We start from the raw sequence: 17,106 nt of genomic DNA on the forward strand, positions 1-17,106 counted from the left end.
ATAATTAACAAGGTGCCAAATAATGAATAATGTCGAATCACCTTATGAAATATTTATAGCATATGAAACTACGACCGGAAGAAGTACTGCTCAAAATTTGTATAAAGCGTTTAAAAAAACAAATTACAAATCATTTTACGACCGAGAAATCCTTTTAAGTAGTGACAATTGGAGAGATATAATAGACTCCGCAATTGAAGAAGCCCAATTTTTTGTTGTTATATTTACTAGTGGAACGTTTAATTCTGACGAAGTGAAAAGAGAATGTAATAAAGCTTTAAAGTTAAATAAAAGTATCATTACATGTAGGTCCTCTGATATACCCATATCAGACACACAGGAATTATCAAGATTCCAAAGAATTACATTTGAAGATAAGTATGATCTCGCTGACAAGCTTGTAGTAAATATCCGAAAATTAAAAGAAAGACATAGCAAAATCAGAGCTGAAGAAGATTTTGAAGAAATTTGTAAAAGAGGAGATTTATTTTATGAATTAAATCAATTCGAGAAAGCTCTTGAATCTTATGATAAAGTTTCAGAACTTAAACCAGAGATGGAAGTAGTTTGGAATAATAAAGGAGTTTTATTGGATAAATTAAAAAGATATGAAGAAGCAATTAAAGCTTATGATCATGCTTTAATTATCAACCCAGGATTAAATTATATTTTAAATAATAAAGCAGTTTCTTTAACTGCTTTAGATCGTTTTGAAGAAGCTTTAACTATTTTAGAGAAAAATATTAATAAGAACCCAAAAGACGGCATTGCTTGGTCAATTAAAGGAATAGTTTTGGATAAAGCAGGGAATCACAAAGAATCTTATGAAGCTCATAGAATTGCATTTAACTTAGAAAAGAAAAATCCTGAAATATTAAATAATTATGCATTGAAATTGAGTGAAAATGGATTATTTAAAAGATCTATAGAAATGTATAACTCTGCTCTAAATATAAAACCAAATTTTATTGAAGCATTACTGAATAAAGGATTATTAATGGATAAATTAGGAAAATATCAAGAAGCCGTGGATTTATATGATAAAATAATAGAAATAAATCCTAAATATTTTGTTGCTTGGAATAATAAAAGTATGTCTTTAAACAATTTAAATCATTGTAATGATGCATTGGATGCTGCTAAAAAGGCTATAGAACTTGAACCAGAATCTGCAGAAGTTTGGGGTAATAAAGGGGTTTCGCTCGCTAAGATGGGATTTCATGAAAAAGCATTAAAATCTTTTAACAAAGCTATTGACTTAAATCCAAAACTTCCTAAACTATGGATCAATAAAGGTAACGCTTTAGTTGAATTAGGACACCATAAAAAGGCTTTTCAATCATATGACAAAGCATTAAGTTTAAACTCAAAATATGCAGAAGTTTGGTACAATAAAGGGATATTATTTCAAAAAATCAATCAAAATAAAAAAGCAAGCGAAGCATACAAAAAAGCGATAGAATTAAAACCCGAATATGTAGATGCATGGAATAACTTGGGTTTAATTTCTTTAGAACTTAAAATTTTTGATGATTCCTTAAATGCATTTAATACAAGTATTAAACTAAATAAAAAAAATGCAGGATCATGGTACAATAAAGCATGCCTTTACTCTTCACTTAAAAAAGATAAAAAGAATGTCCTCAAAAATTTGTCTAAAACAATTGAATTAGATTCCAAATTTAAAGAAAAAGCTAAAAAAGATAAAGACTTCAAAAATTTGTGGGATGATGAAGAATTCAAAAAATTAGTAAATTAATTCATAAGTGAAATTTATAATTGCAATTAGTAGTATTCAGTAAATAAAGAACATCGAATTTAAAATGTCCCAATTCAGTTATAACCCTATCGTAGTAATATATTTTTTCATTGTGTGGAGATTATTAGATGATCTATAATATTTTTATAAGTTACGAAACTTTGAGTGGAAGGAACTATGCTGAACATCTGAAAAAAGCCCTAGAAAAATCAAAAAATCCTGAATTCAAGGTTTTTTTAGCATCTGAAGATATTATGGAAGGTGAATGGAAGAAAAAAATAGACAGATCAATAGAAGAATCAAACTTTTTTTATTGTTATATTAACTACATTAACTAGTGGCTCTCCAGAGGTTAAAAGAGAGTGTAAACTAGCTATGGAATTAGATAAAAAGATTATTCCATGTAAACTTTCAGGAATAGAAAGATCTGAAACTAATATTCTTGCCACACTTCAACAATTGGACTTTAAACATGAATCCGAATTAGTCAATAAAGTAATAATTACTTTAAAAGGTATAATTGAAAAAGAAAATCAGAATATTCAAATTGAAGAAGATTCTGAGGAAAACTTAAGGAGAGGAACTTTATTTTATAATTTCACAGATTTCAATAAAGCCCTGAACTTATTTAATAAATCATTGACACTTAATTATAATTCTGCTGCAGCATTATCCAATAAAAGTATTACTCTTTGTAAACTCAATCGTTTTGAAGAAGCACTTGAATCTATAAATGAGGCCATAAAAATAAATCCTAAAATGGTAGAATTATGGTCCAATAAAGGTGTTATTCTTTACCATCTTAATTATTTTGATGATGCCCTCCACGCATACGAAAAAGCCATTGAATTAGATTCAAGTTATAGTTTTGCTTGGACTAATAGAGGAGTTATATTCAAAAAGTTTTATAATATCCCCGAAGCTCTTGAAAATTACATTGAAGCCATAACATTAAATCCCAAAAATGCTGTTGCCCTGTCAAACATTGGAGTAATTTTAGATGAAATAGGCTTTTTTGAAGAAGCCTATGAAATACAAGTTAAATCTACAATATTAAATCCCTATTATCCCTTAGCATGGTACAATATAGGAGTTGTTCTTGGAAAAATTGGAGGTTCACCTGAAGATATACTTAAAGCATATGACAAAGCAACAGAACTAAATCCTAAGGACGCCGATTTCTGGTTCAATAAAGGACATGCACTTATAAAATTAAATGAGTACTTGAAAGCATTAGATTCTTTTGATAAAACAACACATATAAATCCTAATCTCATTAAAGCATGGAATGATAAAGGATCACTATTAATTAAACTAAGTAGACCCAAAGAAGCACTTTTAGCATTTAATACTGCTTTAAAATATGAAACAAAAATATTTTTATTAGTGAATAAATTAATAGCTTTGAAGATACTTGGAAGAAAAAAAGAAGCCCTTGAAATTATAAAAAAAATAGAAAAAATAACCCCAAAAAGCTCTCAAGACTTTTATAGTTTAGCATTTTTGTTTGCATTTGTAAATATCAAAGATAAAACAATAAAATATTTAGTTCAAGCCGTAAAACTTGATTCACAATTTAAAGAAAAAGCAAAAAAAGATGAAATATTTAAAAATTTATGGGATGATAAAGATTTCAAAAAAGTTGTAAATAACTAATTTTAATCAAAAAATTAATTTTTTGCAAATTAAAAATCACGTGACAATTTTTCCATAGAATTTGGATATAAATTTAATAACCTGATTATTAAGATAAATTGATCTAGATCATGAAAATTTGATATTATTTTTAAAATAATTGGAGACATTAACTAAATGAACTTACACGAATTTATTAATGAATATCTTAAAATGAGCCGTTACATTGCACTGGGCAGTATGGACGGCATTCTTGCAGTTATGGGTGTAACCCTGGCTGCAAGCGGAGTGGTGAGCGCAAGCGGGCTTCACACACCGAACTATGTTATAGGATTAACTGGACTCAGCGGGGGCATAGCATTATCCATGTCCAACGCTTTCGGATCATTCATCGGTGAAAGGGCTGAAGAATCTCGTACCATGAGAGAACTTGAACATAAAATGGTTTTAGAAGAGGGAACCCTCGACGATACAGTTATTCACGTTGCAGCCAAACGAAGAGTTTACATGAGCATGTTGACCCATGGATTATCAAGCTTTATAGGCTCATTCGTACCTGTTTTACCATTTCTATTAATTACAGGAAGAGTAACCGCTATTTTGACCACCATCACACTTTGTTTCATAGCCCTAATTATATTAGGAGTTTATTTAGGTAAAGTGTCCCGAGGAAGCCTTTTAAAAACATGTGTTGAAATCGTAGCAATAGGCGTACTTATAGGTGTTGTAAGCTTCCTAATTGGTGGACATTAAAAGATTAATTGGAAAGATTTGGATTGGATAAATTTTCCTTTTCTAATTAATTGGATTTTTTTCTTTTTTTTATTTATTCTAAAATCAGAGAGTTGCATCAAAGAATTAACAAGATTTATATTTTTAAATATTTTCAAAGATTTTACTATTTGAAAATTAACTAAAAAAATGAATTAAAAATGAATTAAACTCCAAGATCAATACCATAAACCCTTTCTATATTCTCAACATGGATTTTATAGGCGTCTTTTTCTGTAATCAAACTAGTTCTTAATAACTCTTTTGTACGTTTTGGAACTGTTTTAGGTCCGAGAACCGCTCCAGGTCTTGTTAAATCATCCATGTAATCCGTTTCCATCAGGAAATTTAAGCCACATGTTCCTTTTGCCTTTTTAATAGCCTCTGTTACAACATCTCGGGTTGCTATAAGAGATGTTGTTAAACCATGATTTTCCTCTTCAAGAACGAAAGGCCCTGAAAAGTGTTTTATAACCTTGTATCTTTTAAGACCTGCTTTATCTGCCATTTCTGCAAATTCTTGAAACTGTTCCGGCCCGGAAGTCTCTGTGTGAAGCTGCACAGCACAGTCTGCATCGGCCGCAAGTTCCATTGCATACACCATGAGTCTGTTGTGAACCTCAAGTTCCTCTGCAGAAACTTCGTAGTGGGGCCTTCCAATTTCACCTATTCCAATGGCTTTGCCCTCTAAAACAAACTTCTGTGCTGTTTCAAGCGCATCCCTCATCATGGACTCCACCTTCTCAAGACTTAAACCCGCTTCTAATCGTCTTGTAAGTTCTGCAGGATGTGCTCCAAGGACTGAAAATGCCTTAACATCAGTATTATTGTTTATTTCATCCACATATTTTATACCAAGTTCCATAGCTTCCTTAAAACTGCACAGCCCTTCAACGGTCCATGTGGGTTTGTTGGGAATTATCATGAACTTACCCCCGGATCTGCCGAACTTATTGGCCACCATAATTGGACCCTCACCATTTACAGGATCCACATGTATATGATTGTCTGTTACTGGAATTTCATCCATTTTACCGCCCCTTTTTTTATCTAGTTGACCCTTATTTAATGAAAAATATTCAAGTGAAAATATCAAAGAATATCAACCACCACTTAACCACATCATAATACATGATCTTTAAAGTTAATCAAAGATAAGTTTAGGGTCTTAATTCATTCATCAAAGCCATTTCAAAAATATCCACAGGTGGTTCAATCCCTGTCCATATTCTGAAGGCCTCAACCCCCTGATAAATCAACATTTTAGTACCAGAAATCGTTTGTGCACCAGCTTTCCGGGCTTCTTTGAGCAAACCTGTTTCAAGGGGATTGTAAACAACGTCATTTACAACGAGTCCTCCATGCATCATATCTGCTGTAACCAATGGTTTTTGGTTTACATTAGGATACATTCCAATAGGAGTTGTGTTTATGAGAATATCTGCATTTTTAAGCTCGTTTTCAAGATCAAAACCAAGAGTTACTGTTTTCACATTTACGTCCAATTTCCCAGCAAGGTCTTCTTTAAGTTCAATTGCTTTTTCAAAAGTCCTATTTGCAATTACAAGACTTTCAGCCCCTTCCAATAAGATCTGGAATGAAATTGCCCTTGCAGCACCTCCCGCACCTAAGATTACAACTTTTTTATTTTTAACAGTTGTAACCTCTTCAATAGCTTTTACTGCACCTAAACCATCTGTGTTATAACCTTTAACTTCATTTTCATCGAATTTTACTGTATTTACAGCACCTATAAGTTTAGCGGCAGTGTCTAAGGAGTCAAGATATTCTATAACAGCTGTTTTATGTGGAATAGTCACGTTCAATCCTTTTATCCCCATTGATCTGGCACCAACCATTGCAGATTGAAGATAACCTTTCTTCACATGAAATGGCACATAAACACTGTCGATAGCCAGTTTACTAAATGTTGTATTGTGCATTGGTGGAGATAAGCTGTGTTCCACAGGGTCACCCATTATCCCAAAAATACTTGTTTTACCGGTTATCATCGGGTTATCACCTTATTTTTGTATATTTTGTAATTATATTCTGTAATTAAAATTGTTCTATTTTCAATAAGTATATTCAATAGTTAAATTTCCCATAAAAACCCCAGACATCTTTGTCAGTTGAAATAGTTCCATTTCAAGGGATTGTAACTCCCAAATAAGAGTCATCTGATAAGCAGTTTCTTTCATTATTAGTTATATTATATAATGCAATATTTTATATTAATCTGTTTAGAGAATAAACAATGGATAATTGAAAGAGAAATGATTTCATAGGGGTACACTTCCACTAAATCCCTAGTTCGATCAATTCAAAAATGTTATTATCAACCCAATTAAAGGTTGATGGGTGGTAAAATGCTTGCAAAACAAAGATTTGTTCTTGATACAACCGCTTTTACGGACAATCAACTTCGCGATGACTTTGGAGAAGGAGAACTGAATAAAACTGTGGACGTTCTAATGGACTTGATCGCAAGTTCAAGGATAAAGCTTAATATAAGCTGTCACATGCCCCCAATCACTTATAAAGAATTCGTAGATTATATGGCCCGGTATGAATGCCCAGAAAGTATTATGGTTAAAGCCGAAACATGGATCGTTAAAAAAAGCCCCAACCGTTATGATACCAAAATACCGTCCCAGATATTCTATGAATACGTGAGGGACATGAGAGAAAGAATGAATAAAGGCATGAGAATTTCTGAAAGTGCTGTATGGGAAGCTTCCGTGGAATCTATGGTCATGATGTCAAGGGGTAAGAAAAAGACCAACATAGAAGTTGAGGTAATAGGCAAATCCATTACAGACTTCAGAAAACGTTACAGAGGAGCCCTTCGGAAAGGTACGCTGGACAGCGCTCCAGATCTTGACGTTCTACTTCTGGCCAAGGAGCTTGGTGCAGGAGTTGTGGCAGCAGATGAGGGAATTAAAGTTTGGGCAGAGAGGTTGGGCCTCAGATTTTTAAGTGCAAAATCATTCCCTAAAATGCTCAAAGAATACTTAAAGTACTACGATTAGAATAAAACTGTTCTTTTAAACTATTCAATTAGGTTAATTAAAATATAAAAAATTAATTAATATTAAAAGTTAGTTGAAAATCTAGTTATAAAATAGAATAAATTGAAAAATATAGTTTATAAATCAGGATAGGTTAAAAATATTAGTTGATAAAAAAATCTAAAAAAGGATCTGTTTGATATAAATTATATTTGATGTAAAAATTTATATAATCCGTTTTTTTAAAAAGTTAAATATTAAAAAAAATAAAAAATGCGATGTTACAAATAAGTTTTATCATGTTTTAGGGTGCATTTTCCAAATTTTGGAGATGATTCAATCAAAAAGACTGTGAAACTATTTAAAAATTAGATTTTTCTATGACTATTCAATAACAAACAAAACATTTTTATCATATTTACAAGGCAGGAGAATTAAATGGAAATACAAAGACCTCGAGGAACCCGTGATTTCCTTTTTAATGAAATGAAAGAAAGGAAACACGTTGAAAATACCTTAAGAAAAATATTTGAAATTTATGGTTACAACGAGATAAAAACCCCAATATTTGAGGAACTATCTCTTTTCACCACTAAATCCGGTGAAGGAATAAAGGAACAAATTTATCACTTTCAGGATAAAGGAGGAAGGGATTTAGCACTCAGACCAGAACTTACAGCTCCTGTTGCAAGGCTTTACATAAAGGAGTTGCAAAAAAATCCCAAACCAATTAAAATGTACTACTTTGGGAGCTGTTTCAGATACGAAAGGCCGCAGGCAGGCAGGTTTAGACAGTTTTGGCAGATGGGATGCGAACTCATTGGAGGCAAATCCCCTGGCTCAGAAGCAGAAATCATAGCAATGGCAGCCCACTGCCTTGAAGAACTGGGACTTGAAGATTACGAAATACACATAGGAAACCTTGGAATCCTGCGAGGCATACTCAACACCGAAGGGATAGTTGGAGATGAACAGGATCAGGTGATGGGTTTAATAGATAAAAGAGACGTTGAAGGGCTTAAAGATCTGCTTGAAAAGTTACAAATTGGTCAAAAACCAACTGAAATTCTCTTAAAACTTATAGATATGGTTGGACATCGAGATATACTCAAAGACGTTGAAGAAATAATAAAATGCAACGAAAACGCTTTTAATTCTTTAAAAGAATTAGAATCACTTCTTGAATCTCTTGAAGCCTTTGATTTCTCAGATTATATCGTGAATCTGGGTATTGCTAGGGGTTTAGATTACTACTCTGGAACTGTGTTTGAGATCTACGTTCATGGTCTCGGCGCACAAAAACAGATAAGTGGTGGAGGAACATATAATTTGATAGAGATATTTGGCGGCGAGGAAGTTGAATCCACAGGTTTCGCATTCGGTTTTGACAGGGTTATGGACGCCCTCAGAAAACAGGACACGAAGATTCCAATTGCAGGAACTGTGGATGTATTCGTAGCTCCCATAAAAGAGGATATGAAATTAAAAGCATTTGAAATAGCCCAGAAATTGAGAAAAACTGGAGTTTCAACCGATGTTGATCTTACAGGAAGGAAGTTGAAGAAGATTCTTTCACATGCAGACCATATCGGCACGAAATACGTTCTTCTGGTAGGTGCAAGGGACCTTGAAGAAGGAAAAATCACCGTGAGAAATATGAAATCCGGAGAGCAGGAACTGATTGATCTCGATAACATTGCACCACACCTGAAGAAAATTCTTAATTCCAGTGATCATAATTCCAATGGTTCATATTCACCAGAAGATGGTTCAAATGAATGAAAACCTCCAGACTGAAAAGGTTCAAAAGAATGAAGATCCTACGAGGGAAGATCTTAAAAAAGTAGATCCTAGGATGCAAGATCTTGAAAAGGTAGATCCTAAGGACGAAGATCTTTTAAATTTAAATTTCAGGCATAACGTAAATGGTGAAGACCTGGTCATAGCTGTTGCACAGGACTATGAAACCTCTGAAGTTTTGATGGTTGCATTCATGAACAAAGAAGCTATCATAAAGACTCTTGAAACTGGAAAAGCCCACTACTGGAGTACTTCCAGAGGAAAACCATGGTTTAAAGGCGAAAGCTCAGGCCACATCCAGGAAGTTAAGGAAATATTCACTGACTGTGATAAAGATGCAGTTCTTCTCAAAGTTAAACAGACAGGTGCTGCATGCCACGAAGGCTATTATTCATGTTTTTTTAGGGAAATATCCCATGATAACTCCAATGATGTAAATATTAAAGAATATAAATTAAAAATAGTTAAAGACAAGGTTTTTGAACCTGAAAAAGTTTATGGAGAGAAATAAATGAAAATAGTCCCGGATACAAGTGTGATTGTGGATGGTAGAATCACAGGAATCGTTCAGGTTAAGGAATATAAAGGCTGTGAGGTGATAATACCAGAAGCAGTTATATCTGAATTGGAAAACCAGGCAAATAAGGGAAGAGAAACAGGTTTTAATGGGTTAGAAGAACTTAAAGAACTTCAAAAGCTTTGTAAGGAAGGTAAACTTTCTTTGACCTTTGTAGGCAGAAGACCAACCCTTGAAGAGATATCCCTTGCAAAAGGTGGGGAAATCGATGCCATGATAAGGAACACCGCAGGAAAGTACCATGCCACCCTCATAACAAGCGACAGAGTTCAAAAAGAAGTTGCAGAGGCCCAGGGACTGGACGCCATCTACTTGAAGCAGGAAATGGTGGTTTACACCGACCTTGAAATAGGAAAATTCTTCGACAAGAGCACAATGTCAATCCACCTCAAAGAAAACGTTGTGCCAATGGCAAAGAAAGGAACTCCAGGAAATATAAAACTGGTTAAAATAGGTTCAAAACGGCTTAAACGCATCGAAATAGAAAAAATGGCCCGAGAAATAATAGAGAGGGCCAAAAGTGACTTTAGAAGTTTCATAGAAATAGAAATGGATGGTGCAACAGTTGTACAATTCAGGGAGTACCGTATATCCATTGCAAGACCACCTTTCTCAGATGGAATTGAAATAACTGTTGTAAGACCAGTTGCAAAGGTTTCAATTGAAGATTACAAACTTCCTGATAAACTTATGGACAGGTTAAGAAACAGTGCCAAAGGAATATTAATTGCAGGTCCTCCAGGTGCGGGTAAAACAACATTTGCTCAGGCCGTAGCTGATTTTTATAGCAAAGATATTGGTGCTATTGTAAAAACAATGGAATCACCTCGAGACCTTCAAGTTGGAGATGAAATAACCCAGTATGCCCCCCTTGAGGATGACATGGCAAAAACAGCAGACATTCTTTTACTGGTTCGTCCAGATTACACAATATACGATGAACTGCGTAAGACAAAGGATTTCAGGATATTCGCAGATATGAGGCTTGCAGGTGTGGGTATGATCGGTGTTGTGCATTCTACAAGACCAATAGATGCTATTCAAAGGGTTATAAGCCGAGTAGAGCTTGGAATGATACCTTCCATCATTGACACTACTATATTCATAAATGAGGGCCGTGTTGCAGCAATATACGACATTGCATTAACTGTAAAGGTTCCAACAGGTATGGTCGAAGCCGATCTTTCAAGGCCTGTTATAGAAGTGAAGAACTTTGATACAGGAGAACTCGCACACGAGATATACACCTATGGAGAACAGACCATAGTCATGGACATTGGAAAAACCACCTTTGAGAAAACACCAATCCAAAAAATTGCAGAACGTGAGATCATAAATGAAATTAAACGCAGGATCCCCGATGCCCATGTTGAGGTCACCATGAAATCCGACAAACGTGCAACAGTCTGGATAGACGAAAAACATATTCCAAAACTCATAGGTAAAAAAGGAAAAACCATAGATGAAGTTGAGAAACACATAGGCATAAGCATAGGTGTGGAACCCCTCAGTGTCAACGAAAAAAAGGATAAAACACAGGATAACACATTCCCAATCAAAGCAGAGCTTGCAGGAAACTACATTGTTCTAAACTTCCAAAAAGATGCTGTTGGCACACCATTCGATATTCTTGTGGATGACGAATATTTATTCACAGCCACAGTTGGCAAAAAAAGTAATATAAAGATAAAAAAGGACATAGAACTTGCAAATATAATAATAAATGCTCTAAAAAAGAACATATCTATAAATGCAAGGGTTAGACAAGAGTTACTATGAAAACACTAACTAATATTTCATAATATTACTAACTAAACCTTAAAATGGTTAAAAGTTAAAAATCCCTAAAATTTTAAACTTTGAAACTTGATTTATTTTATTTTTTCATTTTATTTATACCATTTTTGATTATTGACTATAATATCTGACCAAGTATAATATTTGAACCAAGTGTCGAAATAGGAAAAATAAAGGGTAGGGACCAATTCTAGTTTTTCTGTTTTTAGTATTATGAAAATATTCGATAATTTATATGTATTTGAAATTAAAATGGAATAATAAGTTTTAATTTATTGATTAATTTTAGATAATGAATTGGACTTAGTTAAGTTTGATTAAGTTTAATTAATGAAATGATTAATAAATGTGATTAATAAATAGTTTTAAAAGTCGGTAGCAGATTAGAAATTGGCCCTAATGTTAAATAGGTATAAACTTGAACTAAATGTTTTAAAATTGTAGTTTAAAGTAAGTAAAGGTTTAAATTATGATTAAATTATGAAGGGAAATGATATTAAAGGAGATCTAAAATGAAAATCAGCGTATCAACCCTGGCACTGTACCCCAAACCCCTCGATGAAATACTTTCATGTCTCGAAGATAAGGGCGTGAAATACTGCGAAATTATAAATGAATATCCTTATGATGCTATAAACCATGATACTTTGGATTCTTATGATATTAAGATAAGTGTGCACGCTCCACTTTCAGACATTAACATCGCATCCCACAACGATGCCATAAGAAGATCATCAGTCTCACAAATAAAAAATTCAATTGATATCGCATCTGAAATGAAATCGAAAGTTGTTGTAGTGCACCCGGGGTCTATGCCGATCCTTGGGGACAAATTTCAGGAGAAGATCCTGAAATACAATCTGGATTCATTAAGAGAATGCTCGGAATATGCAGATGACTGCAGTGTCCGGATGTGCGTTGAGAATATGCCTGATATTAAAGGGTTATTCGGCAAAGATTTAAACGAGCTTGAAGAAATTGTTAACAATATAAATGCTTATATGACATTGGATGTGGGTCACGCCAATAATATGGGAGTTTCTGTAAAAGAAATGCTTAAATCAAAATTTATAAAACATATACACCTCAGCGACAATGATGGATCATTTGACAACCACAATGCACTTGGCAGTGCAAATATAGACTTTGAAACATTCTTTAAAGAACTCAATAGTATAAAATACGATGGCATTCTGGTTGTGGAAGTTAAACATCCCCATGAGATAATAGAAAGTCTTGATTATCTTAAAACATATATCACAGATTTTTAGAACTTTAGAATTAACCTTTTTTTAGTGCAGATAAACTGCAGATGAAAACCAAAAGATAAATTAATCATAGAGATTAGAAAAAATTAGATACACATAACAGTGCCGTAAAAATTAAAGGGAGATTTTTATTTGAAAATAGCAATAATTGGTGGAACCGGAGATCAAGGACTAGGACTAGCACTTCGATTTGCAAAAGCTGGAGAAGTAGTTATAATCGGATCAAGAGATGCAAAAAAAGCTGAAGATGCTGCAAATCTTGTAAAAGATACATTAAAAACTGATGAAATTAACGTTACTGGAATGGCCAATCCCGACGCTGCAAGGGAATGCAACATAGTTCTTTTAACTGTGCCTCTTCAAGCACAGATGCCAACCCTTAAAAGTATTAAAGATGAACTTAATGGTAAAACATTTATTGATGCAACAGTTCCACTTGAAACATGTATCAGAGGCAAACCTACAAGATACGTGGACCTTTGGGAAGGTTCTGCAGCTGAAAGAGCAGCAGAATTTTTACGCGACATTGACACGAATGTTGTAGCAGCATTTAACAATATAAGTGCAGCGGCACTCACAAATATTGACGAAGATGTTCAATGTGACTGTCTCATATCCGGAAATGATGAGGACGCCAAAAGAGAGGTTATGGAACTTGCAGAAAAAATTCCTGATGTCAAAGCAGTAGATTGCGGTCCTCTTGAAAATTCAAAGATAGTTGAAAAGATAACACCACTTTTAATAAATCTTAACATCCGAAACAAGATAAAATCTGCAGGCATAAGAATAACAGGGCTTTAATTTAAATTTTTTACCCAATTTTTATATTTAAGGGTTAATAACAATTAAAATATTCTTATATGGGATATTTTTATTACTAATCTCAAATGGAAATTAATTCTTACTAAAAATACAATCAAAAGCTAAAATACAATTAAAATTTATACTATAAGACTAAACTACCAGCAATAAGGGTTTAAAAAATGGAGTACATAAAAAAAACAGCAGAAAATATAACAAAACACGCTTTAAAAGTTATAGACCAGATAGATGAAGAACAAGTCGACAAAATGATAGATTCTATCCTAAATGCAGAATCTACATTCATAGTGGGAAGTGGAAGATCCGAGCTTATGGGTAAAGCATTTGCAATGAGACTCATGCATCTTGGGTTCGATGTACACATTGTTGGAGATGTAACAACACCTGCAATAAAAGAAACGGATTGCCTCATCGCAATATCTGGATCAGGTGAAACTAAAGCTGTTACAATGGCTGCCGGAACAGCTAAAGAAACTGGAGCTACTGTTGTAGGTATAACAGCCAACACATCCTCAACTTTAGGCAAACGCATAGACATCGCTGTTAACATAGAAAGTAAAACAAAAGAGCCCTGGAAACATTATACATCAAACGTTTTAAAGGGAAATTATGATGATTTAACACCAATGGGAACTCTTTTTGAAGATAGTACTCATTTATTCCTTGACGGCCTTATAGCTGAATTTATGGCACGACTCGGTAAGAAAGAAATTGATTTAAAAAAGAGACACGCCACAATAGAGTAATAATGAAGTAAACAGCACGTATATTAGATTTATACATGAAAACTGTATTATAAGGTTAATAACATCTAGAAGTGTTTAAAAACCTTTAAACATTTTGACTAACAATTTGACAAGTTTTATCCAAATATTAGATAAAAAATTAAATATTTTAAAAAATCTATAAAAATGAACCCCCCAAGAGCTATTATTAAAATGAGGAGGCTGGTTTAAAAATGAATTCAAAGTTATCCGGAGATTTAGTGATCATAGAAGAAAATAAAGGAGCAAAACTCCACGAAAAAAGCCACTACGGTAACGTTACAGAGGAAGGATTACAGCTTTCACTCATTGAAGCACTTTATTTAATGGAAAAGGATAAGTTAGAAATTTTAAGTGACGATAAAGAACTTTCTCTAGATGAGATGTTCGAATTAATCCGCAGCAAAAACCTTTTCACAATGTACATCGTATTCCGGGACCTCAAAAATAGAGGTTATATTGTTAAAACAGGTTTCAAGTACGGTTCTGAGTTCAGATTGTATGAAAGAGGAAAATCTCCAGGAGACGGCCATTCAAATTACCTTGTAAAGGTTGCACCTGAAAACTGTACAATGACAATGTTTGATCTGTCCAGCTACGTAAGAGTGGCCCATGGAGTAAACAAAAAACTCTTATTCGCTGTTGTGGATGATGAAAACGATATAACTTACTATAACATGGAATGGACGCGTCCGTAAACCAAATTAGATAAAATTAAACCCAAATTAGATAAGATGTCATATCAGAACGTCTATCTTTTTAAGGTTAATGTTCGTGTTTTTAGAGTGAGGAAGAATCAAATTAATTCAAAGAATTAATCAAATAATTTTTTATTAATTACCTCAAAATTATCAAATCAAAAAAAACAAATCAAATAAGGTGATTCATTGATAGATCCATGGAGTTCAGCTGTTTTAGACTATGAAAAGCTCATAGAGCAGTTCGGAATAAAACCATTTAAAGATATGATGGGAAATATAAAAGACCCGCATATTCTCATGAAAAGGGGTATAATCTTTGGACAGAGGGATTATGGAAGAATTGTAAAGGCTATGCGGGAAAAATCAGACTTTGCAGTTGTAAGCGGAATGATGCCCAGTGGAAAGATGCACATAGGTCACAAGATGATCGTTGACCAGTTAGTATGGTACCAAACAAAGGGTGCCGATATCTACATTCCCATAGCAGACATGGAGTCATATTCTGCAAGAGATATTGACTTTGAAGAATCAAGGAAGCTCGCAGTTTCGGAGTACATAACAAATTACATAGCGCTGGGTCTTGATTTCACCAAAAAAAATGTTCACACTTACCTTCAGTCAGAGAACAAGGTGGTGCAGAATCTTGCTTATCTACTTGGTCGTAAGGTCAATCTGAATGAAATGAAAGCCATATATGGTTTTGGAGGTTCTACAAACGTGTCTCATTTGTACGTGCCTCTTGTACAGGTTGCTGACATACTGCACCCTCAACTTGAGGAGTGCGGCGGTCCCAAGCCAACGGTTGTACCTGTGGGTCCTGATCAAGACCCTCACATAAGACTTACAAGGGATATTGCAGAGCGTTTCAAGTCCAAATTTAACTTCATAGCACCATCATCAACTTATCACCGCTTTATAACCGGACTTACAGGTGACAAAATGTCAAGCAGCAAACCAAAAACTGCTATATTCCTGAGCGACTCTCCTGAAGTGGCTGAAAAGAAAGTTAAAAGCGCAAAAACAGGCGGAAGAGAAAGTTTAGATGAACAGAAGAAATTAGGCGGAGTTCCAGAGGACTGTGCTGTATACGAGATGTTACTTTACCATCTTGTCCAGTCAGACGAGGATCTCAAGGAGATATACAGCAACTGTAAAAACGGTACAGTTATGTGTGGTGAGTGCAAGAATAAAGCATCAAGCATGATGAAAAAATTCTTTGAAGACATATCTCAAAGGAGAGAGAAAGCAGGAGATCTGGCAGAAAAAATTTTAGCTAAAGACTGATTAGCACGATTGTTTAGATAAAAATATAAGTTAATGAGTAATAATTTAATTATTAAATAACATTGTTGACGAATTAGACTCTGTGGATTAAATTTAGTTAAGGATAAAATTTATAATTCTAGGGATATGGATTAATTGAGTTAGTAAATGATTGGTAAAGCAAGGAATAGGGGTAGAAAGAATACAAAATTAGCGGGGATATAAATGCTGAAAAAAGATAAGCATGATGGTTTTTTTGGTGGACTTTACAAGCGTAATGAAACTTTTTTGATGCTTTCAACCATGATATTTTTAGTATCCATGTTCGTAGGTTACGCTTTTTCAGGAGTGTTAGACCAGGTTTTAGGGAGTGTACTTGGAGATCTTAAAAGGAGGTTGACAGAAGGGGAGTTGAAACTCACAACATTCTCCATATTCGCAAACAACCTTAAAGTTGCCTTTTTAATCTACGGTGGAGGCCTGGTACTGGGATTATTTACAGTATTTTACCTAATTGTAAACGGGGCTTTTCTGGGATATGCAGCAACCAAGTTCCCTCTCGGCGATTTCATAATATTTACGATACCTCATGGAATTCCCGAAATCATAGGGATTGTAATAGCAGGTGCTGCAGGATTTCGGCTTGCAAGTTGTGTTATGCATATTTTAAAAGATATAACACATATACGATCAGATATATCATTCACAGGCCAACTTAAACATGTCCTGGAAATACATGCAGACGAATTTGTAGAATCACTTAAATTATTTGGAATTGCAGTGGTTTTCCTAATTATTGCAGCCTTCATTGAGGCTAACTTAAGCATTCCATGGGGTACTTATATTCGAGGCGTTTTATAACTGTTAAGAATTTCAACATGAAAACAGAGATTTAATTTAACAGTTATATTCCTTATTCAAAGATTAAGATATCATTA

Annotated in this window: 16 protein-coding genes; 14 read left to right on the top strand and 2 right to left on the bottom strand. The window is 34.0% G+C overall.

The genetic code is table 11. From position 1 onward, the window contains the following. Window positions 1–22 precede the first annotated feature (22 nt). The 4 genes from MSWAN_RS08555 to MSWAN_RS08565 all read left to right on the top strand — a co-directional run bounded on the left by MSWAN_RS08555 (window position 23) and on the right by MSWAN_RS08565 (window position 4,147). Window positions 23–1,759: a tetratricopeptide repeat protein gene (locus MSWAN_RS08555; protein ID WP_013826242.1), complete on the top strand. Its 1,737-nt coding sequence runs from the start codon at window positions 23–25 to the stop codon at window positions 1,757–1,759. Between the two features lie 128 nt (window positions 1,760–1,887). Next, window positions 1,888–2,097, top strand: coding sequence for a TIR domain-containing protein (locus MSWAN_RS12340; protein ID WP_013826243.1), 210 nt, complete (start codon window positions 1,888–1,890; stop codon window positions 2,095–2,097). 37 nt (window positions 2,098–2,134) lie between these two features. After that, window positions 2,135–3,415: a tetratricopeptide repeat protein gene (locus tag MSWAN_RS12345; RefSeq protein WP_013826244.1), complete on the top strand. Its 1,281-nt coding sequence runs from the start codon at window positions 2,135–2,137 to the stop codon at window positions 3,413–3,415. 156 nt (window positions 3,416–3,571) lie between these two features. Next, entirely contained in the window at window positions 3,572–4,147 is a 576-nt protein-coding gene (locus MSWAN_RS08565) for a TIGR00267 family protein (protein ID WP_013826245.1), read from the top strand. 184 nt (window positions 4,148–4,331) lie between these two features. Here MSWAN_RS08565 and MSWAN_RS08570 read toward each other — a convergent pair whose 3' ends face one another. Beyond that, window positions 4,332–5,195 (bottom strand): TatD family hydrolase, encoded by an 864-nt coding sequence (locus MSWAN_RS08570; RefSeq protein ID WP_048188411.1) that lies wholly within the window; start codon window positions 5,193–5,195, stop codon window positions 4,332–4,334. A gap of 130 nt (window positions 5,196–5,325) precedes the next feature. Continuing rightward, window positions 5,326–6,177, bottom strand: a complete 852-nt coding sequence (locus tag MSWAN_RS08575) for a shikimate dehydrogenase (protein WP_013826247.1) — start codon at window positions 6,175–6,177, stop codon at window positions 5,326–5,328. Window positions 6,178–6,534: 357 nt separating this feature from the next. On the opposite strand from MSWAN_RS08575, the gene MSWAN_RS08580 reads away from it, so the two are divergent. The 10 genes from MSWAN_RS08580 to MSWAN_RS08625 all read left to right on the top strand — a co-directional run bounded on the left by MSWAN_RS08580 (window position 6,535) and on the right by MSWAN_RS08625 (window position 17,029). After that, window positions 6,535–7,197, top strand: a complete 663-nt coding sequence (locus tag MSWAN_RS08580) for an RNA ligase partner protein (protein WP_013826248.1) — start codon at window positions 6,535–6,537, stop codon at window positions 7,195–7,197. Between the two features lie 417 nt (window positions 7,198–7,614). Further along, window positions 7,615–8,958: a histidine--tRNA ligase gene (hisS, locus tag MSWAN_RS08585; RefSeq protein ID WP_013826249.1), complete on the top strand. Its 1,344-nt coding sequence runs from the start codon at window positions 7,615–7,617 to the stop codon at window positions 8,956–8,958. 73 nt (window positions 8,959–9,031) lie between these two features. Continuing rightward, window positions 9,032–9,487 carry a phosphoribosyl-AMP cyclohydrolase gene (hisI, locus tag MSWAN_RS08590; protein WP_144011637.1) on the top strand — a complete coding sequence of 152 codons (456 nt, stop codon included), beginning with the start codon at window positions 9,032–9,034 and terminating at the stop codon, window positions 9,485–9,487. Next, entirely contained in the window at window positions 9,488–11,332 is a 1,845-nt protein-coding gene (locus MSWAN_RS08595; RefSeq protein ID WP_013826251.1) for a PINc/VapC family ATPase, read from the top strand. It begins immediately after the preceding gene. A gap of 530 nt (window positions 11,333–11,862) precedes the next feature. Beyond that, the gene (locus tag MSWAN_RS08600) at window positions 11,863–12,621 is read left to right on the top strand and encodes a sugar phosphate isomerase/epimerase family protein (RefSeq protein ID WP_013826252.1); all 759 of its coding nucleotides are present in this window, start codon (window positions 11,863–11,865) and stop codon (window positions 12,619–12,621) included. Window positions 12,622–12,750: 129 nt separating this feature from the next. Then, window positions 12,751–13,419: an NADPH-dependent F420 reductase gene (gene npdG / locus MSWAN_RS08605; protein ID WP_013826253.1), complete on the top strand. Its 669-nt coding sequence runs from the start codon at window positions 12,751–12,753 to the stop codon at window positions 13,417–13,419. A 182-nt stretch (window positions 13,420–13,601) separates the two neighbouring features. Continuing rightward, the gene (hxlB, locus tag MSWAN_RS08610) at window positions 13,602–14,186 is read left to right on the top strand and encodes a 6-phospho-3-hexuloisomerase (RefSeq protein WP_013826254.1); all 585 of its coding nucleotides are present in this window, start codon (window positions 13,602–13,604) and stop codon (window positions 14,184–14,186) included. Between the two features lie 212 nt (window positions 14,187–14,398). Continuing rightward, complete coding sequence (endA, locus tag MSWAN_RS08615) at window positions 14,399–14,902, top strand: tRNA-intron lyase (protein WP_013826255.1); 504 nt, start codon at window positions 14,399–14,401, stop codon at window positions 14,900–14,902. Window positions 14,903–15,091: 189 nt separating this feature from the next. After that, on the top strand, window positions 15,092–16,189 hold the full coding sequence (locus MSWAN_RS08620) for a tryptophan--tRNA ligase (RefSeq protein WP_013826256.1): 1,098 nt from the start codon (window positions 15,092–15,094) through the stop codon (window positions 16,187–16,189). Between the two features lie 204 nt (window positions 16,190–16,393). Beyond that, window positions 16,394–17,029, top strand: coding sequence for a stage II sporulation protein M (locus MSWAN_RS08625; RefSeq protein WP_013826257.1), 636 nt, complete (start codon window positions 16,394–16,396; stop codon window positions 17,027–17,029). Window positions 17,030–17,106: the final 77 nt, after the last annotated feature.

It is taken from the genome of Methanobacterium paludis (assembly GCF_000214725.1).
Lineage (GTDB): Archaea > Methanobacteriota > Methanobacteria > Methanobacteriales > Methanobacteriaceae > Methanobacterium_C > Methanobacterium_C paludis.